This is a genomic window from Serratia nevei, assembly GCF_037948395.1.
Classification (GTDB): Bacteria; Pseudomonadota; Gammaproteobacteria; order Enterobacterales; family Enterobacteriaceae; genus Serratia; species Serratia nevei.
Window position 1 is genome coordinate 918075 of record NZ_CP149940.1, and the last position, 19385, is coordinate 937459.

21 protein-coding genes are annotated in these 19385 nt (G+C 62.4%); 9 read left to right on the forward strand and 12 right to left on the reverse strand.

The features are described from left to right. Positions 1-117 precede the first annotated feature (117 nt). Entirely contained in the window at positions 118-1038 is a 921-nt protein-coding gene (locus tag V8N38_RS04280) for a LysR substrate-binding domain-containing protein (protein WP_147839361.1), read from the reverse strand. A 115-nt stretch (positions 1039-1153) separates the two neighbouring features. Between V8N38_RS04280 and V8N38_RS04285 the strand changes: the two genes are divergently transcribed. Next, positions 1154-1876: an isochorismatase family protein gene (locus V8N38_RS04285; protein ID WP_147839362.1), complete on the forward strand. Its 723-nt coding sequence runs from the start codon at positions 1154-1156 to the stop codon at positions 1874-1876. A 67-nt stretch (positions 1877-1943) separates the two neighbouring features. Then, complete coding sequence (locus tag V8N38_RS04290) at positions 1944-3059, forward strand: hypothetical protein (RefSeq protein ID WP_244951293.1); 1116 nt, start codon at positions 1944-1946, stop codon at positions 3057-3059. Between the two features lie 3 nt (positions 3060-3062). Here V8N38_RS04290 and V8N38_RS04295 read toward each other — a convergent pair whose 3' ends face one another. From V8N38_RS04295 to V8N38_RS04315, 5 genes are all read right to left on the reverse strand, one after another. Continuing rightward, entirely contained in the window at positions 3063-3767 is a 705-nt protein-coding gene (locus V8N38_RS04295; protein WP_100396253.1) for a hypothetical protein, read from the reverse strand. A gap of 16 nt (positions 3768-3783) precedes the next feature. Continuing rightward, on the reverse strand, positions 3784-4917 hold the full coding sequence (locus V8N38_RS04300; RefSeq protein WP_339102505.1) for a hypothetical protein: 1134 nt from the start codon (positions 4915-4917) through the stop codon (positions 3784-3786). 38 nt (positions 4918-4955) lie between these two features. Next, positions 4956-6242, reverse strand: coding sequence for a hypothetical protein (locus tag V8N38_RS04305; RefSeq protein ID WP_100396251.1), 1287 nt, complete (start codon positions 6240-6242; stop codon positions 4956-4958). A 53-nt stretch (positions 6243-6295) separates the two neighbouring features. Further along, positions 6296-6820, reverse strand: coding sequence for a cytochrome b561 (gene cybB, locus V8N38_RS04310; protein WP_072265465.1), 525 nt, complete (start codon positions 6818-6820; stop codon positions 6296-6298). A 278-nt stretch (positions 6821-7098) separates the two neighbouring features. Further along, entirely contained in the window at positions 7099-8700 is a 1602-nt protein-coding gene (locus V8N38_RS04315; RefSeq protein WP_055312975.1) for an ABC transporter substrate-binding protein, read from the reverse strand. Between the two features lie 174 nt (positions 8701-8874). Between V8N38_RS04315 and V8N38_RS04320 the strand changes: the two genes are divergently transcribed. Continuing rightward, complete coding sequence (locus V8N38_RS04320) at positions 8875-9456, forward strand: flavin reductase family protein (protein ID WP_060423165.1); 582 nt, start codon at positions 8875-8877, stop codon at positions 9454-9456. Here the strand turns inward: V8N38_RS04320 and V8N38_RS04325 are convergent. Next, positions 9453-9833: a winged helix-turn-helix transcriptional regulator gene (locus tag V8N38_RS04325; RefSeq protein ID WP_038873124.1), complete on the reverse strand. Its 381-nt coding sequence runs from the start codon at positions 9831-9833 to the stop codon at positions 9453-9455. The genes V8N38_RS04320 and V8N38_RS04325 overlap by 4 nt on opposite strands. Positions 9834-9917: 84 nt before the next feature. Between V8N38_RS04325 and V8N38_RS04330 the strand changes: the two genes are divergently transcribed. Then, positions 9918-10685, forward strand: a complete 768-nt coding sequence (locus tag V8N38_RS04330) for an NAD(P)H-dependent oxidoreductase (RefSeq protein WP_147839363.1) — start codon at positions 9918-9920, stop codon at positions 10683-10685. On the opposite strand, the gene V8N38_RS04335 is transcribed toward V8N38_RS04330, so the two are convergent. Next, positions 10682-10930 (reverse strand): hypothetical protein, encoded by a 249-nt coding sequence (locus V8N38_RS04335; RefSeq protein ID WP_038873128.1) that lies wholly within the window; start codon positions 10928-10930, stop codon positions 10682-10684. The genes V8N38_RS04330 and V8N38_RS04335 overlap by 4 nt on opposite strands. A gap of 192 nt (positions 10931-11122) precedes the next feature. Between V8N38_RS04335 and V8N38_RS04340 the strand changes: the two genes are divergently transcribed. Further along, positions 11123-11527: an Exc2 family lipoprotein gene (locus tag V8N38_RS04340; RefSeq protein ID WP_089185538.1), complete on the forward strand. Its 405-nt coding sequence runs from the start codon at positions 11123-11125 to the stop codon at positions 11525-11527. 107 nt (positions 11528-11634) lie between these two features. Beyond that, positions 11635-12276 carry a DsbA family protein gene (locus V8N38_RS04345; RefSeq protein ID WP_110157349.1) on the forward strand — a complete coding sequence of 214 codons (642 nt, stop codon included), beginning with the start codon at positions 11635-11637 and terminating at the stop codon, positions 12274-12276. Between the two features lie 35 nt (positions 12277-12311). Here V8N38_RS04345 and V8N38_RS04350 read toward each other — a convergent pair whose 3' ends face one another. Continuing rightward, a complete protein-coding gene (locus V8N38_RS04350; RefSeq protein WP_147839364.1) occupies positions 12312-13034 on the reverse strand; it encodes an acid phosphatase in 723 nt (240 codons plus the stop codon). 222 nt (positions 13035-13256) lie between these two features. Here V8N38_RS04350 and feaR point away from each other — a divergent pair, with 222 nt between their 5' ends. After that, entirely contained in the window at positions 13257-14156 is a 900-nt protein-coding gene (gene feaR, locus V8N38_RS04355; protein WP_038873140.1) for a transcriptional regulator FeaR, read from the forward strand. 33 nt (positions 14157-14189) lie between these two features. On the opposite strand, the gene V8N38_RS04360 is transcribed toward feaR, so the two are convergent. Then, complete coding sequence (locus V8N38_RS04360) at positions 14190-15689, reverse strand: aldehyde dehydrogenase family protein (RefSeq protein WP_060456776.1); 1500 nt, start codon at positions 15687-15689, stop codon at positions 14190-14192. A 159-nt stretch (positions 15690-15848) separates the two neighbouring features. After that, on the reverse strand, positions 15849-16487 hold the full coding sequence (gene leuE, locus V8N38_RS04365) for a leucine efflux protein LeuE (protein ID WP_016928933.1): 639 nt from the start codon (positions 16485-16487) through the stop codon (positions 15849-15851). 237 nt (positions 16488-16724) lie between these two features. On the opposite strand from leuE, the gene ada reads away from it, so the two are divergent. Then, positions 16725-17780, forward strand: coding sequence for a bifunctional DNA-binding transcriptional regulator/O6-methylguanine-DNA methyltransferase Ada (ada, locus tag V8N38_RS04370; protein WP_060440615.1), 1056 nt, complete (start codon positions 16725-16727; stop codon positions 17778-17780). Then, complete coding sequence (locus V8N38_RS04375) at positions 17777-18490, forward strand: 2OG-Fe(II) oxygenase (protein WP_147839365.1); 714 nt, start codon at positions 17777-17779, stop codon at positions 18488-18490. Before ada ends, V8N38_RS04375 begins: the two co-directional genes overlap by 4 nt. Here the strand turns inward: V8N38_RS04375 and tehB are convergent. Continuing rightward, positions 18485-19348, reverse strand: a complete 864-nt coding sequence (tehB, locus tag V8N38_RS04380; protein WP_060423195.1) for an SAM-dependent methyltransferase TehB — start codon at positions 19346-19348, stop codon at positions 18485-18487. The two genes, V8N38_RS04375 and tehB, sit on opposite strands and share 6 nt — an antisense overlap. Between the last annotated feature and the right edge of the window lie 37 nt (positions 19349-19385).

The following is a 19385-nucleotide window of genomic DNA, read 5'->3' on the forward strand; positions in this document are numbered from 1 at the left end:
CTCTGTGAAGCGTTATTTATGTGATTCGTGCAGTTACATAAATAACGTCAAGGGTCATGTGGATATATTGCCAGGCTTATTATTCACTTCGTTTGGAATAATCACCTTTACCTGCGGTTAGCGGTTGTCTAGCAGCGGCGGTATTTCCCGGCAAAAAAATTCGATCAGCGCTTTTACCGCCGGTGGCACACCACGCCGTGATGGGTAAAGCAGCACCAGCTCGCCATTTTGTGGATGCCACCCGCTGAGCACCTCTTGTAAATCCCCGCGCGCGAGCGCCTGGCGGCAGGCGTAGTAGGGGATACCGCAAATGCCTTGTCCATCAAGGGCGGCATGCAGGATGACCTGCAAATTATCGCTGCTTAACCGGGGCGAGAAGGGCACGTTAATCACGGCGTTTTCCGGCCCGTAGAGCCGCCAGCCCGGCGCGCCTTGCTGTGGCGGGTAAAGCAGGCAGGGCATATCGCTCAGCTGCTGTGGCGTTGCGGGGGCGCCGTGTCGCGCCAGCCATGCCGGGCTGGCGGCCAGCAGCCATTTGGCGGTGCCGAGCCGCCGTTGAATGAGCCCTGCGGCCTCGTTGGCGATGCCAAGTCCGCGGAGGGTGAAGTCCAGCCCTTCTTCCAACAGATCTACCCGTCGGGCAGTGACGTGCGTTTCCACGTTCACTCGGGGGAAGCGCGCCATGAACGTCGGCAAAATAGATGCGATCACTTCGTCTGCCAGCAGCGGTGACACGCTGAAGCGTACGGTACCGTTCGGTTCCGCCAGCGTGCGCAAGGCCGCCTGCTGGGCCTGATGCGCTTGCTGCATCATTGCGACGCAGTGCTGATAGACCTCGTGGCCGACGTCGGTGAGTTGGAGACGCCGCGAGGTTCTTTGCAGCAACCGCAGGTTGAGTTGGCGTTCCAATTGCGCCACCTGGCGACTCAGGCGAGAGGTGGGGATGCCCAGCGCTTTGCCGGCAGCGGTAAATCCTTTGTGCTCAACGACCTGGGTGAAAAAATACATGGCGTTGAGATCGAGCGGAAAAACAGACATCGCGCACCTCATTGTGATCATTTTTGCAATGATAGCTTCTATTGTCGCCTATTTAACCCTCATTGATGCGGTTTTATCCTGCAGGCACACCATTGTTGAAATGAGGATAAACATCATGAAAACCCTTTACCGCACGTTGGCCTTGGCCATTGCGATGGCCGGGGCGGCGCAGCCGGCCTTCGCCGCGCCGACTGCGTCGCAGCCACATACTCAGACGCAGCAGGCGTCTGGCCCTTTGCAGCTGTTGGATCGCAACAACTCGGTACTGTTGTTGGTTGACCATCAGATCGGCCTGATCACCGGCGTGCGTGATATGGACGGCGCGACGCTGAAACATAACGTCGTGGCGCTCGCCAAAGCGGCCCAGGTGATGGGGATCCCGGTGGTCGTGACATCGACCGGTGCCAACGGTCCGTTCGGGCCGATCATTCCGGAGCTCAAGGCTGCGTTGCCGGGTGTGAAAATCATCGATCGCCACAGCGTCAACGCCTGGGACGATGCAAACGTGCGCAAAGCGGTCGAGGCCACCGGCCGCAAAAAGATCGTGATCGCCGGCGTATCGCTGGAAGTGTGTGCCGGGTTCCCGGCGATCACCGCCAAAGCGGCGGGGTACGACACCTATGTGGTGATCGATGCCTCCGGCACTTTCAACCAGTCCAAGCATGAAGCGGGGATGGCTCGGCTGATTCAGGCCGGAGTGATCCCGACGGATTACGGTACGGTGGGAGTAGAGTGGCTGGGGGATAATGGCGATGCCAAAGCCGGCGAGCTGTACGGGGCGCTGGATATGCCGGCGACGACCTTGGTGAACCAGCTGTTCCAGGCCAAGGGCAAATAGCGCCTGGCTTGATGGCGATATTTTTCAACCCCGCTAACCGCCTGAGCTAGAATCAGGCGGTTTTCTCGTGGAAAAGGATATCGCCATGGCCGCCTGGGCCCTTTTGATCGTCGGTTGGTTGTTGATTTGGCAGGATCACCCGGTTTTCGGCGTGCTGTGCATCGCGCTGTTTGCCGTGCTGCAATGGGCGAAGTACGCCGCTAAAAGCGCGCAAGACCCCGCAGAGGCGGCAGAATGGCGCAAGACCGACTGGCGCTCGCAGCCGATTGAGATGGCGCACGCCGGCGACAGCGATCGGCAGATTGGCGGCGTGGGGGAGCTGGGTATGGGCGGCCCCAATTTTTGGACGCTGCTGCTGCGTGACGGGGCGATTGTGCATAGCGCCTGTGCGGCGCCGCAGGACGTGGACGGCGGCAAGCTGCGCCTGATCCCGACCCGCAGCCGCGAGGGTGAGGGGCTGACGGTGTACGAGCCTGCCGCCCGGATGATGTACGCGCTGCCGGCATTGACCGATCGCGAGCAGGACGCGTTGGCCGCCGGTACCGCCGAGGCGCTGGCGCGGCTGCGGGCGAGGTGTCGGCAGGCGGAGGCCACGCCGTTGCATCCGGTGCGCGGTCTGTGGGTGCCACCGTGGACAGAGGATCCGGCCGATCGTCTGGAGATCGCCTTGCCCAGTGGGCGGGCGCTGGCGGCGCGCTCGATGTTGCCGGCGGATCTGCGCCAGGCGGACGATCCGGCCGCGTTGCTGCACGCGCCCCCTTATGAGCTGTTGCTGGATAACCGGCCGACGGATCGTTTTGTGCGCGATCTCGAACGCGTGGCGGAATCCCCGGCGGGTGACGGCTTGAGCGTCGGCGGCTGCCAGTTCCACGGCGAGCATATTGTCGATGGTCTGTACCATCTGTACTTCGCCGGCGAGTGGTTCAGCCTGCTCTCTCACGCGCACAAACCGGCGGGCGGGCGCGGTTCGGACACCACTTTTTTCGTCGAGCGGGTCGAGCCGCAAGACGGCGGCGTGTTCGTGATTGAATGGGATGCCTACGGCGTGGGGCCCGACGGGCGTGCGCCGCGCGTAGCGGCGCCGCCGGTCTTGGTTATCGCGGTGAGCTGGCAGGAAGCGCCGCTGCAGCTGCCCACGGCCAATAACCGCGTGACCGTGCGCTTGCCCAACGCCACGGCGTAAGGCTTAAGGCAGCACCCTGACTTCGCCGTTGTGCAAGGTCAGTACGGCGATCGGGCTGCCGGAGAAGCACTCCCTAAAGGCCCAACTGCTGGGCCGAAACGCTGCCGCAGGCAGCCCGGCCTGCCACTCCTCCCATTGCGGAGCCGGCCGATCCGGCGGCAACAAGAAGGTGACCAGCCAACCGGCTTCGCAGCGCACCCTTTGGCCGCTCGGGCGGGTAAAGGTGTGCGCGCTCGCCAGCTCCATCACCGGCGGTAAAACCTCAAAGGCGATGATCGGCACGCCGGCCACGCTCTGTAGCTGAGGAAAACGCACGGCGGTCACGCCGTCCATCGTGATAGGGCTGTCTTCGGTGCCGGGCAGGCGTGGCTCCTGCCGATTTACCCAGCTTCCCTTCGGCAGCGTGATTTCACCAAACGGCTTTGCTTCGTCGAGCGTCAGGTAGCTGCGTTGATTCCAACGATCTTCCGCCCGCTGGCTCTTGATGTCCTGGATGGCCATGCCGATCAGCATTAGCGCGCACGCCACCGGGTAGACCGCCAGCGCCGAGGCCAGCAGATAGCCGCCCCAGGAGAGCGGCGGTCGCGGTCGGCCGCAGCGGGCGGCGATGTAGCGCCGGCCCCACCAGGCGATCAGGATGCCGGTGAGCAGCAGGGCCAACAACAGCGCCAGCAGCCCCGCGGCGCCGGCGCCATAACCTAACAGCATGGCAAGTTCCTTATGTTCACGGCGTGGTGGAACGATAGCGGACGAAGTAGGGCAGTGGCGGGGTCTCCCCGTCATCGCCATAGTGGCTTTCCGGTTCGATCACGGTTTGGCGTGCGTCGTCGCGCCCGTTGTAGCGGTATTCCAACGGCTGTCGGTAGCGCACGTCGGATGAGCGCAGATCGAAAATCAGCGAAAGGCGCGCATCGCCGTTATCCGTTTGAGCGACCAGCTTGTCGTTGCCCGCCCACAGCTGATACAGCGATTTATCGCCGTTTTCCAACAGCACCGCCAACTGCCCGTCGGATTTATAACGCAGGAGCTGATACAGCCCTCTGTCCAGCGTTTGCGCGATCAGGTAGATGCCGCCATCCGGAGCCTGCGCGCTTTCCTTCACGCGTACCGGTAGCCAATGCAGTTCGGCCACCTCGCCGGTTTTGCCGTTAACGGCAATGTGCAAGGCGCCGGAACCGAGCACCGGGTTCATCCAGAACAGCACGCGTTCGCCATCAACGGCGGTAAAGATCTCGGGCATGGATTTGCGCTTTCCGGCGGCGTTAGCCGTCGGTGAGTCCTCCTCGCCGCGCTCAAAGCCCAGCAGCTGCCGCGCGTCCAGCTGCGCCGGCAGATCCAGCGTCTGCCGCCAATGGGCGCCAAAGTCCGGGCTGTAGAATACGCCTTCGGTGCTGATGAAATACAGCGCGCGTTGCCCCGGCAGCGCCACCAGTTTGCCGCCGATAAAGGAAGGCTGGTTGTCGTCGCCCTCCGGCCAGGGGATCAGCGCCCCGATGGTGCCCCGTTGCACATCGACCAGCCGGCGCCCCTTGGACAGAAAAAGCGCGCACTCCTGCTCGACGCAAACCGCATCGTAGATCGATTCGTCGAGTTGCCCCAGCATCTGCAACCCCTTCGGGCCGGTGAATAACACCTGGCTGAGGTAGCTGGCCGCCCAGCCGTAAAAGCTATTGTAGGCCCCGCGTTCACTCCTTTTGCTGATGAGCAGCAGAGCACCGTCCTGCGCCGGGTAGCTGTGGATGAGATCGTAACGGGCTATCGTCGGCAAGGCTTCGTCGCTCTGGGTCCATTGCCACTGTGCATAGCGTTGTTCAGGGGCGAGGAAATAGACGCCCAGCGCGCTGGCCAAAAATAGCATCAGGATAATAAGGGGTCTTTTATAAAGCGCTAACGTCATCATTTCAGCTCCGTCACCTGTTCCTGCCGCCATAGCCTGTGGCGCAGATGGCGCAGGTATTTGAACGTTTTAAACGTGCGGTGCTGGTCAAACGCGTAGAGGCGGCAGATCTGGGCGAAGCCCTCGATCAGCAGCGCCAGGCCGCTGATCATCAGCATCATCAGCAGCAGAATCGGCGGCAATTCACTGCCGAGGCGCTCCAGGGTCCAGGCATCCAGGTAAAAGCCTGCTGGGGTATCGGCGTTATCCCACACGATCATGCCGAGCATCAAGCACATAATGATCGCGCCGAGGATGAAGACGACGCGCGCGCTCAGGTTTAGGCCGGCTTCGGTGAAGTAGCGGCTGCCGCCGATGAGATAGGTCTGGCGATCGCGATGGTTGATGATCCCACGCACCGTCGGCAACTCGGGGACGGTGTCGTTCTCGCAATACAGCACCTGCAGCGGATCGCCTTTGGCGATGAAAAGCGGATGTTGCCGACGAAATACCGGATGCAGTTTGGTATTGGGAACGTTGAGCGCGCGGGTCGTCAACGCGAAGTGCGTCTCCTTCTGGCGCCACGCATAAGTGTCCAAATACTGCACCTGCCGCGGGAGCTTATAGTCGCGGAGTTCGTAGCTCAGGGCGTTTACCGTCTCGATGCCGGAGGCCTCGACGCCGTTCGGGAGGGGAGGCGCGGTCTGCAGCGGTGCGGTCGCCGGCACGGCGTCTGCACGGACGGCCCGGTATCTGATGCCGGGGATTTTCAGGCTGAGCGAGCCGGGCGGCGTGACGTCTTGCCCCAGCAGCACGCGATCCAGTGCCCTGAGCAGGCGCCTGCGGCCGCGATGCCCGATCAGCAAGAGCTCTGAACCGACGAACAGCACCATGCCGATGCCGATAAGGCCGGCAATGATGGCGATAAAGAACAGGACGATGGTCAGCCAGGAATCTTCTCGGTCCATGATGAAAAAGGCCGCCGGGAAACCGCCGGTGAGCGCCGCGCCCAGCACCAGCAGGGCGAAGTATTTCAGCTTGTATTTCAGCGTTCTGTCGGGCTCCAGCCGGCCTTTAGTGCCGTGTAGCAGCCAGTGCAGCCAATAGCTGCCGTCTTGCAGGCGGTGGGCGCCAATCTTCACCCGATCGCCGGCGGCGAGCCTGGCCAGCAGATTTTCGCTGTCGCTGAAGTCGTCACGGTAAAAAAAGAACGTCTGGCCGGAAGCGATGATCCTCACCAGGTTGTCGGGCGCCGTCTGTTGGCTAGCGCATTGCTCGACGGTCACATGAAAAAATTGGGTTTGCATGTCATTCCCTGTCAGCGGGCGTGGCCCGAAAATTCATCCCTGGCGCCGGGTAGTCAGCGCTTTTTCATCAGTGGCAGCATGCGCACCAGCGCATTGTCCTTGACGATATAGTGGTGGAACAGCGCGGCGGCAGCATGCAGGCCGATCAGCCAGTAGCCGAACGACGCCAGCGTTTTGTGCCAGCCGATAATCATCCGCGCCTGCGGCCGATCCGCCACGTCGGCGAACGGCATCGGCAGGCCGAACAGATACCACTCCTTGCCGCCCAGATAGCGCGAGTACACCCCCAGTACCGGCAGCGTTAGCAGCAGCAGGTAAATCAGGGTGTGCGTCAGGTGCGCCAGGCCGGTTTGCCACTTCGGCGGTTTGGGCACGATAGCGGGCGAAGGGTGGCGCCAGCGCAGGAACAGGCGGGCGATCATCAGCGCAAACACCGTTACGCCGCAGCTGAAGTGGGTGACAACCAGCACGTACCAGGGGGCGCTGCCCGGTTCGGCAAAGCCGCGCAGCTCGATGGTGACGCAGGTGATGACCAGCAGGATCGCCACCAGCCAGTGCAGGCGAATTTGCCACGGCATGTAGGTGTTCTGCACCGGGTTACCTTTTGATGTTAAAGGGTCTGTGTGCCGATGGTAACGAAATGTTACAGGCGAGGAAAGCGCCTGCGTGCAGTTTAAGCAAAATGCCAGGGATTACGCCGCTTATTAAGCTATGAACTTAGTGGATTAAATGCCTGGCGGCAGGGGAGGGCGCTAGCATCGTAAGTTGTGAAGTTAATGCGCGGTAGGTTCAGAGGCTGGCAGCTTATTAAGCGATGAGGCGGGTAGCGCCGCAGCTCTCGCCGCGGCGCCTGGGATCAGTTCAATTTGGCCTTGGCGAAGTCGCTGCCGTTCACGTCCACCACGTAGCCGCTCAGGTTGCTGCGGGTGGCGTAGAACACTTTGCCGGTGGCCAGCGGCAGCCACGGCGCCTGTTTGGCGAAGATCACCTGCGCCTGTTGATACAGCTTGGCGCGCGCCTGCGGCTGATTCTCCTGAATCGCCTGCTGGATCAGGCTGTCGTAATCCTTATCGCACCAGCGCGCCACGTTGGCGCCGCTCTGCACCCCGGCGCAGCCGAGCAGGGTGGCGAAGTTGTCCGGATCGCCGTTGTCCGACACCCAACCGTACAGCGCGCTCTGCTGTTCGCCTTTGCGCAGCCCGGCCAGATACTGGCCCCACTCCCAGGTGACGATCTTGGCTTTCACGCCTACCTTCGCCCAGTCGCTCTGGATCATCTCGGCGATGCGCTTCGAGTTCGGGTTGTAGGGGCGCTGTACCGGCATCGACCAGATGTCGGTCTCAAAGCCCTGCTCCAGCCCGGCCTGCTTCAGCAGCTCGCGCGCCTTCTGCGGATCGTAGGCGTACTCCGGCAGTTTATCGTTGTAGCCCAGCATGCCCGGCGGCAGCAGCGAGTTGGCCGGCGTGCCGCTGTCTTTGAACACTGCGGCGACGATCGCTTTCTTGTCCACTGCATAGCTCAGCGCCTGGCGCACCAGCAGGTTGTCGAACGGTTTTTTCTGGGTGTTGAACGCCAGATAGCCGACGTTCAGCCCGGTGATGTCGTGCAGCTGCAGGTTGCCGTCGGCCTTGATGGCGGCGAACTGTTCCGGCAGCGGCGCGGGGATGATCTGGCATTCGTTGGTCTTCAGCTTGGCCAGCCGGGTTTGCGGATCCGGCGTAATCGAGAAGATCAGATGCTTGCTGGCCACTTCGCCCTGCCAGTAGTGCGGGTTGGCGATGTAGCGGATCAGCGAATCCTGCTTGTACTGCTGCAGCGCGAACGGCCCGGTGCCGATCGGCCAGTTGTCGACGTATTCCGGCGTGCCCTTTTTCAGCATGGCGTCGGCGTATTCGGCGGACAGGATTGAGGCGAAATCCATCGCCCAGTCGGCGACGAAGGCGGCGTTGGGCTGGCTCAGCGTGAAGCGCACGTGATGCTCGTCCACCGCTTCCACCTTGGCGATCAGTTTATCCAGGCCCATGTCGGTGAAGTATTCATAGTTGCCGCCGGAGACCTTGTGATACGGGTTAGCGGGATCCTTCTGCCGCATCACGGTGAACACCACGTCTTCGGCGTTGAAGTCGCGCGTTGGGGTGAAATATTTGTTGCTGTTGAATTTCACGCCCTGGCGCAGGGTAAAGGTGTAGGTCTTGCCGTCCGGGCTGACGCTCCACTCGGTGGCCAGCGAAGGGGCAGGGGTTTTATCGCTTTCGCGCAGAGTTACCAGCCGGTTGTACAGCACCTGCGAGGTGGCGATAAAGGTCGGCCCGGAGCTGGAGAGCTGCGGGTTGAACGATTCCGGCGAGGCGACGGTGCAGTACACCAGCGCATCGGAAGCGGCCAGCGCGCTGCCCGCCGACAGCAGGCCGGCGCTTGCCAGCGCCAGCGCGGCGATAGGGTGTTTTGAAAACGTCAAGGCAAGATCCTCAGGTGGGGGGAGCCGTTAGCGGCGAATTGATTTAACTATAGATAACGGATGGCGCGACGGGGAACAAGCGCCTCAGCTGCGCATTCTGTGCGCCCCGCGTTGCCTGCCGCCGCAGCGCAGATCTACACTGCGTGACAATCAGTCACTCGCAAGGATTTCCCGATGAGCCACTTTCGCCCTGTCGCCCTCGAACACGCCAGCCGCCTGCTGAACCACGGCCCGACGGTATTGATCACCAGCCGCAGCCGCGACGGCGCCAAACGCAACGTGATGGCTGCCGCCTGGTCGATGCCGGTGGAGTTCAGCCCGCCGCGCATTGCCATCGTGGTGGACAAAGGGGCGCACAGCCGGCAAATGATCGAGGAAAGCGGCGTATTCGGCATTTGCGTGCCGGCGGCCATGTTCATCGACGCCACCTACGCGGTCGGCAGCGTGTCCGGGCTGGATGACGACAAGTTCGCCCGCTTCCACATCGCTGCCGCGCCGAGCGCCACCCTGCAGGTGCCGCTGATCGAACAGGGCTGCGTGGCGTGGCTGGAGTGCCGCTTATTGCCGGAAAGCGGCGCGCAGGAAAAATACGACACCTGCTTCGGCGAGGTGCTGAGCGCGGCGGCGGACGAGCGGGTGTTCCAGCAAGGGCGCTGGAACTTCACCGCCGCCAATGCGGATCTGCATACGATTCATCATCTGGGGGCGGGCAACTTCGTGCGCAGCGGCGAGACGCTGCGGGCCAAACCGCTTTAATCGGCCGCGCGCTTGCGGTCGGCATCATAGCGCTCGCGGGCGGCGTCCAACTCGGGGAAATGGTATTCCGCCCATCGGTCCAGCGCCGTCAGCGTCTCGACCAGCGAGCAGGCGACGGCGCTGAGCCGGTATTCCACATGCGCCTGATTCTTTTCACTTAAATCCAGCCGTTCGAGCAGCCCGTTGCGTTCCAGCTGGCGCAGCGTTTGCGTCAGCACCTTCTGTGAAATGCCGTCGATGCGGCGCAGCAGCTCGCCGTTGCGCATCGGCCGCTGCGCCAGCGCGGGCAGGATCAGCATCACCCACTTGCCGGAAATCAGCGCCAGCGCATCGCGCGCGGAGCATTTACTCGAATAGACGTCGCCGGGATAGGCCATGGGGGGTTACCTTCAGGTGCGTAATTGCCAAGGATGCGATAAAGCCACAGCATAGCAGCACCACCTTACCGCGGGAGAAACAGGATGAACGTGCTGATTGTGCTGGCTCACCCCGAGCCACATTCTTTCAATGCCCATTTGGCCGAACAGGCGCGGCAGGCCTGGCTGGCGCAGGGGCACCAGGTGAAGACGGTCGATCTGTATCAGGAGGGGGTTGATCCGCGCGAAGGCGCCGGCCATTACCCCAGCAGAAAGCAGGCGGACAGGTTCGATGCGATGCAGGAGCAGCGCCATCACTGGACGATCCAGGCGCTGCCGGCGGAGATCCGGCGGCATATCGAGCTGCTGCGCTGGGCGGATACGCTGGTGCTGCAGTTCCCTTTCTGGTGGTTCGGCGCGCCGGCCATCCTCAAAGGCTGGATGGATCGGGTGTTCGTTTACGGCGGGGTGTACGACAGCCGCCACCGCCATGAGAACGGCGTGATGCGCGGCAAACGGGCGCTGCTGACCGTCACCGCCGGCGCTTCCGCTCAGGCCTGCGCGCCGGACGGGCGCGACGGCGATATGCGGCTGATGCTGTGGCCGATCATGCATGCGCTGCACTATATCGGCTTTAGCGTGCTGGAGCCGTTCCTGGTCTATGGCGTGCGCGGCGGATTGGCGGGCGAGGAGCTGCGGGCGCAGAACGCCGCTTTGGCGCAGGTGACGCAGGCGTATCGGGAAGGCTTAAGCGATCTTGCCGCTTGGCCGGCGGTACCGTTCAACCGCAATGACGATTTTGACGCCGATCTGGCGCTGAAGCCCGGCGCGCCGGTCTACAGCCCGTTCGTGCGGCACCGCGATCCGATTTAGAACCCGGCCTTCAGCAGTTCCTCGCGCAAGTCGTCGATAATCGCCGGTTCGATGTCGGGGAACTGTTGCTGGATATCGGCGATGGCGTCGGCCACGCTCGGGCCGGCGAAGGTGCCGGAGAAGGGCACCAGCGGCAGGTTGGCGTCGCTGTCCGGCAGTTCACCGCGGATAGTGCCGGTGATCATGCCCGCTTTTTTTTCCGCTGTGAGGTCGTACTCCCCCACGTTTTTGTCGATCGGTTTCATTGGCCGCCTCGCTGTCGGTGAGTGTTTACCCTGTCTGTTAAAGCATAGTGTTTCAGGCAATGAATACCAATCAATGTATATAATATTAATATAAAACAAAGTGATGCGCGATTTGTCGTTTGACGTTCACCGGGGGCCGGCGCTATGCTCGTGGCGCTAAAGGAACCTTCCTCACTGACAGGGACAGACGACATGAAAAGACTGAAAAGCGCGGCGCTGTTGTTGCCGCTGTTGGCGCTCAGCGCCTGCACTCATCACCTCAGCAGCGCCGAGCAGCATGCCAAACACTACGTTTATCAAACCCGCGACGACTTCGATCCGCAATTCCGCACCGATGTGAACGGCAGCATTAAAAACGCCGTGCCGATGTTCGAACAGTTCTACCAGCAGGGGAAAAAGGATCGCGCGGCGGGCGTGGCGCGCAGCGAGGCGCAGAAAAAGGCCGACTATCTGGCCAGCCCGGAATTCCAGCAGAACATGGAACACAAAACCATTTTCATCAATCGCGCCTACAGCGGCTCCGACAATCCTAAGCGTCGCCAGGTGCTGTCGCAGGAAGCGGTGGGCGCCTATTGGGACGGCTACGAAGGGCGCTGACTGAATCCCACATAAACAGAAGGTAATAAAAACTGGCCTTCTGCCGGTTATTTGATTATAAAAACCGCCGCTAAGGACGATGTTCATAATCGAAATCAGGAGTGTTTATGTTGGCAAAAGTTAAGCGTTCGTTCGCCGCCGCCGTCGTATTGATGTTGGCGTTGCCCGCGGTTCAGGCCGCGGATTACCGTGCGGGCGAGCAATACACCCGGCTGGATAAGCCGGTGGCCGCCGCGCCGGCGGTGGTGGAGTTCTTCTCCTTCTACTGCGGCCCTTGCTATCAGTTTGCCGATACCTACCGCGTAGGCAGTACCGTTGCTCAGGCGTTGCCCGCCGGTGAGAAAGTCACCAAATATCACGTCAGCCTGATGGGTAAACTGGGCAATGAGCTGACCGAAGCCTGGGCGGTGGCGACGGTGCTGGGCGTGGAAGACAAGATTGAAGGGGCGATGTTCGACGCGGTGCAGAAACAGCGCGCCGTCAACGGCGCCGAAGATATTCAGCGGGTGTTCACGGCGGCCGGCATCGATGCCGCTACCTATGAAAACGCGCGTCACAGCCTGCTGGTCAAAGGATTGATCGCCAAGCAGAACGAAGCGGTGAAAGCGTTCGAGGTGCGCGGCACCCCGTCGTTCTACGTGGCAGGCAAATACAAGATAGACAATGCCGGCATGGCCAGCACCAGCGTTGAAGGCTACGCCAAAGAGTACGCGGCGGTGGTGCGTTACCTGTTGGACAAACAGCCGTAAACCGGGCCGTCAGGGCCCGGTGTTAGCCGCCGGGTCTATTTTTCCGCAGGCAAATCCAGCGCCAGGCGCAGCTCGTCGCGCGCTTGCCGGTACTGCTGCTGGAAATCCTGCTGCTGTGAAAGCTGCTGGCTGATCACGCTGCCGGCGATGCGGCCCATCTCGATATCGGAAGGGTAGTGGATCCCCGCCACCACTCGGTTGTCACCGTATTGCCAGGCACGCGTCATGATGGCGGCGCGCTTTTCCGGCACCATGTTGGCCAGGGTGATGCCCATCAGCGTGCCCAGCGTGGTGTGGCCGGAAGGCCAGGAGCCGGAGCTGGAGCGCTTGACGATCGGCTCGATGCGGCTGTCGAGCATATGCGGGCGCGGGCGCTTCCAGAAATCTTTCGCCGGATCGACCACCGCCGCTTCGGTGGCGACGATGCGATCGAAGAAGGCGCTCACGGCCGGCAACGCTTTGGCGTTGAACTTCGGCCCCATCACGTTGCTGTACACCCAGACGTTCTCTTCCGCATCCGCCTTGGCCTGGCTGGCCATTTCCGGCGTGCGTTTCTGCTGCATGTCGAGCACTTCCCGCAGTTCGCGCTGGGTCTGCGCCGAGTCGTTGACCGGCGGTGGCGGCAGGATGTGGGTCAGATCCACCTGCTGCGCGGTGGTGAACGGTTGGGCTTCCTCTGCCGCCTGCGCGTGGAACGCGGTCAGGGCGCTGGTGGTAAACAAACACAGCGCTAAAACGGATTTCTGCAACGATTTCATCGGGTCATGTCCAGGGTGTCAAAGTGAAAGGGGAGCAGTCTGTATCTTTGGCGAGGCCTGTGACGATGAGATGACGGTTTCGTGGCGGATTGATGACGGGCGCCGGGCGAACTGTGATCGCGGCGCCAAATCCCCCGCTCGCCATTGATTGTGTGTTAACGGATTGTTATGGTGTTTTTCTGTTCAACGGCGCAGCACCGCTGCTGTTTGAAGGGAGAGATCATGACGGCATTGGCAACGCTCCGGGACGTCGGCTTCGAAGAGTGGCTGGGGAAAATCAACACCGCCTGCGGCCGATTCTGCGCGAAAACGCTGGGGCCGGGCTTCAGCGGGGCGATGCAGGAATTCCGCGCCCATGCGCTGCGCCTGAGCGTGGTCGACGTGTCTCAGGCCCGGCTGTACCGCACGCCGCGCGAGATCGCCCGCAGCGACGGCGCGCACTTTTTTACCGTCTTCCAGCTGCGCGGCAGCGCGTTGATGGAACAGGGCGAGAGCCAGACGGTGCTCTCTCCCGGCGACATCACGCTGATCGACGCCTCACGGCCCAGCAGCTTCACCTTCCAGCGCGATTCGCGCCAAATCTCACTGCTGTTGCCGCGCGGTTGTCTGCCGGTGCCGCCGCCTTGTGCCCAGCGTCTCGGAGCAGAGCTCAGCGCGGTGCGCCTCAGCCGCCAACTGGTGCTGAGCAGCATGCAGGATCCTCAGCTCGCCGCGGCGGAAAGCGAGGCGGTGCTGAATGCGCTGGCGGCGCTGCTGCGCCCGGCGCTGGCGCTCGAACAGGCGCGCCCGGAGGGGCAACAGCCGGTTTTCGACAAGGCGCTGGCGTTGATTGACAGGCATATTCAGTCGGCGCAGCTGCGCCCGGAATGGGTGGCGGCCGAGTTGGGGGTGTCGCTGCGCAGCCTGTATCGGCTGTTCGCCCGCCAGGGGCTGGTGGTGGCGCAGTACATCAGAAATCGCCGGCTGGATCTGTGCGCGCAGGCGCTGCGCAGTGCCGCCGGGCAGGAAAAGCTGGCCGGAGTCGGCCTCGACTGGGGTTTCGCCGATCACAGCCATTTCTCGACCGCTTTCAAGCAGCGTTTCGGCATGTCGCCGAGCGAGTACCGCCGGCAATATCAATAAGTCAGGGCGCGGGCCAGGCCCGCGCCGCCTCACTCAATAGCGGATGCAGACCGATTTGGTTTCGGTGTAGGCATCCAGCCAATCCGGGCCGAAGTCACGGCCGCTGCCCGACTGTTTGAACCCGCCGAACGGCATGTTCGGGTCGATCAGCGTATGGGTGTTGACCCACACGGTGCCGGCCTGGATGCGCGGCGTCAGCGCCATCGCTTTCTGCAGGCTGGTGGTCCACAGGCTGGCGGTCAGCCCGAAGTCGGTGTCGTTGGCCTTGCTCAATGCCTCTTCGGCGCTCGCTACCCGAATCAGGTTAACCACCGGGCCGAACACTTCCTCGCGCGTCAGGTTCAGCCTGTCGTCCGGGTTGATCACCAGCGTTGGCGGGATGTAGAAGCCATTGGCATCCGGCCCGGCCGCGCCGCCGATAAGCTCGGCGTTTTTCGCCCGGGCATCGTCCAGGTAGGCCGCCACCTTGTTGCGGTGCGCGAGCGACACCAGCGGGTTGATTTGCGCGCCGGTGTCCATGCCAGGCCCGACCGACAGCGATTTCACCGCCTGTTCGAAACCGGCCACCAGTTGGTCATAAATCGGCGCTTCGATATAAATCCGCGAACTGGCGGCGCACACCTGCCCCTGGTTGAGGAAGCTGCCGAGCATCAGGCCTTCGATCACCTGCTGCGGATCGGCGTCTTTCAGCACGATGGCCGGGTTTTTGCCGCCCAGCTCCAGCGTCACCCGGGTCAGGCGATCCGCCGCCGCGCGCGCGATGCTTTTGCCCACCGGCGTGGAGCCGGTAAAGCTGACTTTGGCGATCAGCGGATGTTCGGTCAGCGCCTTGCCGCACAGGGTGCCGCGGCCAGTGACCACGTTGAACACGCCCGGCGGCACGCCGGCTTCGCTCGCCAGTTCGGCCATGCGCAGCAGGGTGAGCGGGGTGGTTTCCGACGGCTTGATGACGATGGAGCAGCCTGCCGCCAGCGCCGGCATCACTTTCCACATGCCGATCATCAGCGGGAAGTTCCAGGGCACGATGCCGGCGACCACGCCAATCGGCTCTTTACGGGTATAAACCTGATATTTGGCGCCCGGCGGCATCGGAATGGAGACGTCCAGCGTCTGGCCGGTGATTTTGGTCGCCAGACCGGCGGTGTAGCGCATCCAGTTCAGGGTGCTGCCGACTTCGAAGGCGCGGGCGATGTTGATGGACTTGCCCTGCTCCAGGGTTTCCAACTGCGCCAGCTCCTCGGCGTGTTGCTCCACCAAATCGGCGTAGCGCAGCAGGATGCGTTCGCGCTCTACCGGCAGACGCTGCGCCCAGACGCCTTCGCTGAAGGCTTTGTGGGCGGACTGCACCGCCAGCGCGACGTCGTGTTCGTTGGCGTCGGCGGTGGTGGCGATCTGCTGCCCATTGGCGGGGTTATACACCGCCAGGCGGCCTTCCGCGGCGGACGCACGCCACTGGCCGTCGATATACAGCCCATGCTGACGATCGAGAAAACGCGACACGCTATCCAGCACGGCTACGGTATTGTCAGACATACATCCTCCAATCAGGCTCATCAGGTTATCGTTAACCCTGCAAGTCTAGATCAGCGGGAAAGCGGCGGCTTTGGTCTGCCTGACATTCGGTTTGCCCTGCGTGTCACTTTGCCGTGACGAACGAGTAAACCGCGGCCGGCGGGCGCCGGCCGGGAGGGATCACGAGCTCAGGGTCGCCAGACGGGTAGCGAAGCCGAGGAACAGCAGGCCGATCAGGCCGTTGCCGAGCTTCGCCAGGCCTTTCTTGTGATTGAAGAAATGCGCCAGCATCGCGCCGGAGAAGATCAGCGTGCTCATGTAGATAAAGCTGACGGCTTCGAGGATCAGCGCCAGAATGGTGAACGACAGCCCGGTGTGCGCGTAGTTGAAGTCGATGAACTGCACGAAGAACGACACGTAAAACAGGATAGCTTTCGGGTTGGTCAGGCTCAGCGTCAGCGACTTGCGCAGAATGCTGTGGCCGCCTTCAATCTGCTGTTGTTGCGCCTGCGCCTTCTGCACGAAGGTGGCGTAGAGGATTTTTGCGCCGAGGAACAGCAGGTAAATCGCGCCGAGAAAACGCACCAGGGTAAACAGGAACGGCGTGGTGCGGATCAGCGAAGCCACGCCGATATAGGCGCAGAAGATCAGGATCGCATCGCCGATGAACACGCCGAGCGCTGCGGTGTAGCCAGCGCGCACGCCGCGCGATACGCCGGTTTTCAGCACGTACAGCGTATTCGGCCCCGGCAGAATGATAATAAAGACCACCCCGGCCAAATAGGTCCATAAATTCAGGACGCCAAAACTCTCTAACACAATAACCTCTCCATGCGCGCAACTAACAGGCAAAAACACTGGCCACGCCCGTGGCCGGCCGCGATCCTAACGCTGTGCAACCGGGTTGGCAACGTAATAAACTTCATGTTGTTGGTTAAAAATTGTCGAAACATTGTCGAAAACGTCGGCGCCGAATTAAAAAGCAAGAGTCGGCGTGTTTCGCCAACGGCCCGTCACTATGCTGGTTAACATCGAAACCGCAGTGAGGAACGGATGATGAAAAACGTAATCGACAGCGCCGATCCGCGCTGGCTGGCGATCGTCAGCCGCGACAAGCACGCCGACGGCCGCTTTATCTACGCGGTGAAAACCACCGGCGTGTATTGCTCACCTTCTTGCCCGTCACGCCAGCCGAACCGGCAAAACGTGGAGCTGTTCGACGACGCCGAGCAGGCGGAGGCAGCGGGTTATCGGCCCTGCAAACGCTGCCGCCAGGGGCTGACGCCGTTGACGGAGCAGCATGCGCGGCAGATAGCTGAGGCCTGCCGCTATATCGAACGGGCGGAGAAAGCGCCGTCGCTGCAGACGCTGGCGCGCCACGTCGGGTTGAGCCAATACCATTTCCACCGGCTGTTCAAAGCGATCACCGGCCTGACGCCGAAAGGCTATGCCGACGCGCAGCGCAGCCAACGGCTGCGCACCGGTCTTACGCAGCAGGAGACGGTGACCGACGCGATCTTCGACGCCGGCTATGGCGCCAACGGCCGCTTCTATCAGCAAGCCAACGCCGCACTGGGCATGACGCCGAAGGCCTACCGGGCGGGTGGCAAAGGCATGCGCATCCATTTCGCCGTCGGGCGCTGTTCGCTGGGCGAGATCCTGGCGGCGCAGAGCGAGGTGGGCATCTGCGCCATTTTGCTGGGGGACGATGCGCAGCGGTTGGTGCAGGATCTGCAGGATAAGTTCCCTAATGCCGAGCTGATCGGCGGCGATGCGCAGTATGAAGCGCTGATGGCGCAGGTGGTGGGGTTGATTGAAGCGCCGGAAAACGGGCTGGCGCTGCCGCTGGATATTCGCGGCACCGCGTTTCAACAGCGGGTTTGGCAGGCGCTGCGGGCGATACCGGTCGGCGAGACCGTCAGCTATGCCGATATCGCCCGGCGCATCGGCGCGCCCAAAGCGGTGCGCGCGGTGGCCGGCGCCTGCGCCGCCAACGTGCTGGCGGTGGCGATCCCCTGTCACCGGGTGGTGCGTAACGACGGCGCCTTGTCCGGCTATCGCTGGGGCGTCGAGCGCAAGCAAGCCTTGTTGGAAAAAGAGGCGCAGCGATGAGCGGCCCGCTGGCGGCGCGGCTGGCCGAATTGGACTGGGCGGCAATCGAACGCGAACTCGATGCGCAGGGCTGCGCGCGGCTGCCTGGCGTGCTCAGCCAAGACCTGTGCAGCGAGCTGGCGGCGCTCTACCCGCACGATGCGCACTTCCGCAGCCGCGTCGTGATGGCGCGGCACGGTTTTGGCCGCGGCGAGTACCGGTATTTCGCCTATCCGCTGCCGCTTCCGGTGGCCGAGGTGCGCAGCCTGATGTATGCACGGCTGGCGCCGGTGGCCAACCGCTGGAATACCTTATTGGGTTTGACGGCGCGCTATCCCGCCGAACACGAGGCCTACCTGGCCGAATGCCACCGGGCCGGCCAACGGCGGCCGACGCCGCTGCTGTTGCGTTACGAAGCGGGGGATTACAACTGCCTGCATCAGGATCTGTACGGCGAGCGGGTGTTTCCGCTGCAGGTGGCGTTTTTACTTTCCGCCCCTGAACGGGACTTCACCGGCGGCGAATTCGTGCTGACCGAACAGCGGCCGCGGATGCAGAGTCGGCCTGAGGTGGTGCCGCTGCAGCAGGGCGACGCGGTAGTGTTCGCCGTGCATCACCGGCCGGTGGCGGGAGTGAAAGGCTACTATCGGGTCAATCTGCGCCACGGCGTCAGCCGGATACACGCCGGCCAACGCCACACGCTGGGGGTTATCTTTCACGACGCGCTATAGCTTGCGCGCCAGCAGGGTGGCGAAGCGCAGCGAGATGCGGTTGCCGGCGGCGTCGGTCTTGTGCAGTTGGCCGACGTCTTCGTTGTATTTGAGGATCTCCCAGTTGCGATAATAATGCTTCAGCTCACCCGGGCTGAAGGTGAACGGGAACGGCAGCGGGCAGGGATAATCCTCGGTATCCATCGCCGCCACGATCAGGTTATGGCCGCCGCGCACGGTGCTGTCCTGCATGTTTTGCACGATAGACGGAATTTGCTGGCGTTCGAGGAACATCATCACCACGGTGGACAGGATGAAGTCGTATTCGCCGCTGAAGCGGTGGGTATTGAGATCCTGCACGCTGGCGCTCAGGCGGGTCAGCTGCTCGGCGTCGATGATCTGATTGAGGCGGTCTATCGACGGCGCGTGCTTGTCCCAGGCGGTGACGTCGAAACCTTTCAGATTGAGATAGAGCGAATTGCGGCCGCCGCCGCAGCCCAGATCCAGCGCCTTGCCCGGCGCGATGCGCGCCGCCGCCTCGATCACTTCAGAGTGGGTGCGCGTCAGTTCGTATTTCTTGTGGTAGTAATCTTCCGGCGTGCAGTAAAACGCCAGCCGGCAGGTCATGTCGTCCGAGAAGGAAACGATGCGATGCCACTGCTGCGGCGCGATAAACGGCGGCTGGCTTTCGGGGCTGAACTGCCAGGTCTCGGTGGTGGCGCCGTCTTCGGTCATCATGGCGAACGTCAGGCTGCCGCTCAGGACGGTGAGCTTCGCCCAGGTGCCGCTCTGGGTGTTGTGGCGCTGGCGGAAGGCCTCCGGCAGCGTGTCGCTGTTCCATTCCGGCAGGGTTTTGTAGCAAAGCAGCTGCTGCTCCATAAGGGGCTCCTCTGGCTGGGCAAGCAAAGTGATTTAT

What these genes read in the sequence shown, in the direction of transcription:
- feaR (WP_038873140.1), top strand. Translation starts at nt 13,257, where the DNA reads ATGACGGCATTGGCAACGCTCCGGGACGTCGGCTTCGAAGAGTGGCTG.
- V8N38_RS04330 (WP_147839363.1), top strand. Translation starts at nt 9,918, where the DNA reads ATGAACGTGCTGATTGTGCTGGCTCACCCCGAGCCACATTCTTTCAAT.
- tehB (WP_060423195.1), bottom strand. Translation starts at nt 19,348, where the DNA reads ATGGAGCAGCAGCTGCTTTGCTACAAAACCCTGCCGGAATGGAACAGC.
- cybB (WP_072265465.1), bottom strand. Translation starts at nt 6,820, where the DNA reads ATGCCGTGGCAAATTCGCCTGCACTGGCTGGTGGCGATCCTGCTGGTC.
- V8N38_RS04320 (WP_060423165.1), top strand. Translation starts at nt 8,875, where the DNA reads ATGAGCCACTTTCGCCCTGTCGCCCTCGAACACGCCAGCCGCCTGCTG.
- V8N38_RS04285 (WP_147839362.1), top strand. Translation starts at nt 1,154, where the DNA reads ATGAAAACCCTTTACCGCACGTTGGCCTTGGCCATTGCGATGGCCGGG.
- V8N38_RS04375 (WP_147839365.1), top strand. Translation starts at nt 17,777, where the DNA reads ATGAGCGGCCCGCTGGCGGCGCGGCTGGCCGAATTGGACTGGGCGGCA.
- V8N38_RS04305 (WP_100396251.1), bottom strand. Translation starts at nt 6,242, where the DNA reads ATGCAAACCCAATTTTTTCATGTGACCGTCGAGCAATGCGCTAGCCAA.
- V8N38_RS04335 (WP_038873128.1), bottom strand. Translation starts at nt 10,930, where the DNA reads ATGAAACCGATCGACAAAAACGTGGGGGAGTACGACCTCACAGCGGAA.
- V8N38_RS04295 (WP_100396253.1), bottom strand. Translation starts at nt 3,767, where the DNA reads ATGCTGTTAGGTTATGGCGCCGGCGCCGCGGGGCTGCTGGCGCTGTTG.
- V8N38_RS04345 (WP_110157349.1), top strand. Translation starts at nt 11,635, where the DNA reads ATGTTGGCAAAAGTTAAGCGTTCGTTCGCCGCCGCCGTCGTATTGATG.
- V8N38_RS04360 (WP_060456776.1), bottom strand. Translation starts at nt 15,689, where the DNA reads ATGTCTGACAATACCGTAGCCGTGCTGGATAGCGTGTCGCGTTTTCTC.
- V8N38_RS04340 (WP_089185538.1), top strand. Translation starts at nt 11,123, where the DNA reads ATGAAAAGACTGAAAAGCGCGGCGCTGTTGTTGCCGCTGTTGGCGCTC.
- V8N38_RS04325 (WP_038873124.1), bottom strand. Translation starts at nt 9,833, where the DNA reads ATGGCCTATCCCGGCGACGTCTATTCGAGTAAATGCTCCGCGCGCGAT.
- ada (WP_060440615.1), top strand. Translation starts at nt 16,725, where the DNA reads ATGAAAAACGTAATCGACAGCGCCGATCCGCGCTGGCTGGCGATCGTC.
- V8N38_RS04300 (WP_339102505.1), bottom strand. Translation starts at nt 4,917, where the DNA reads ATGCTATTTTTGGCCAGCGCGCTGGGCGTCTATTTCCTCGCCCCTGAA.
- V8N38_RS04280 (WP_147839361.1), bottom strand. Translation starts at nt 1,038, where the DNA reads ATGTCTGTTTTTCCGCTCGATCTCAACGCCATGTATTTTTTCACCCAG.
- V8N38_RS04350 (WP_147839364.1), bottom strand. Translation starts at nt 13,034, where the DNA reads ATGAAATCGTTGCAGAAATCCGTTTTAGCGCTGTGTTTGTTTACCACC.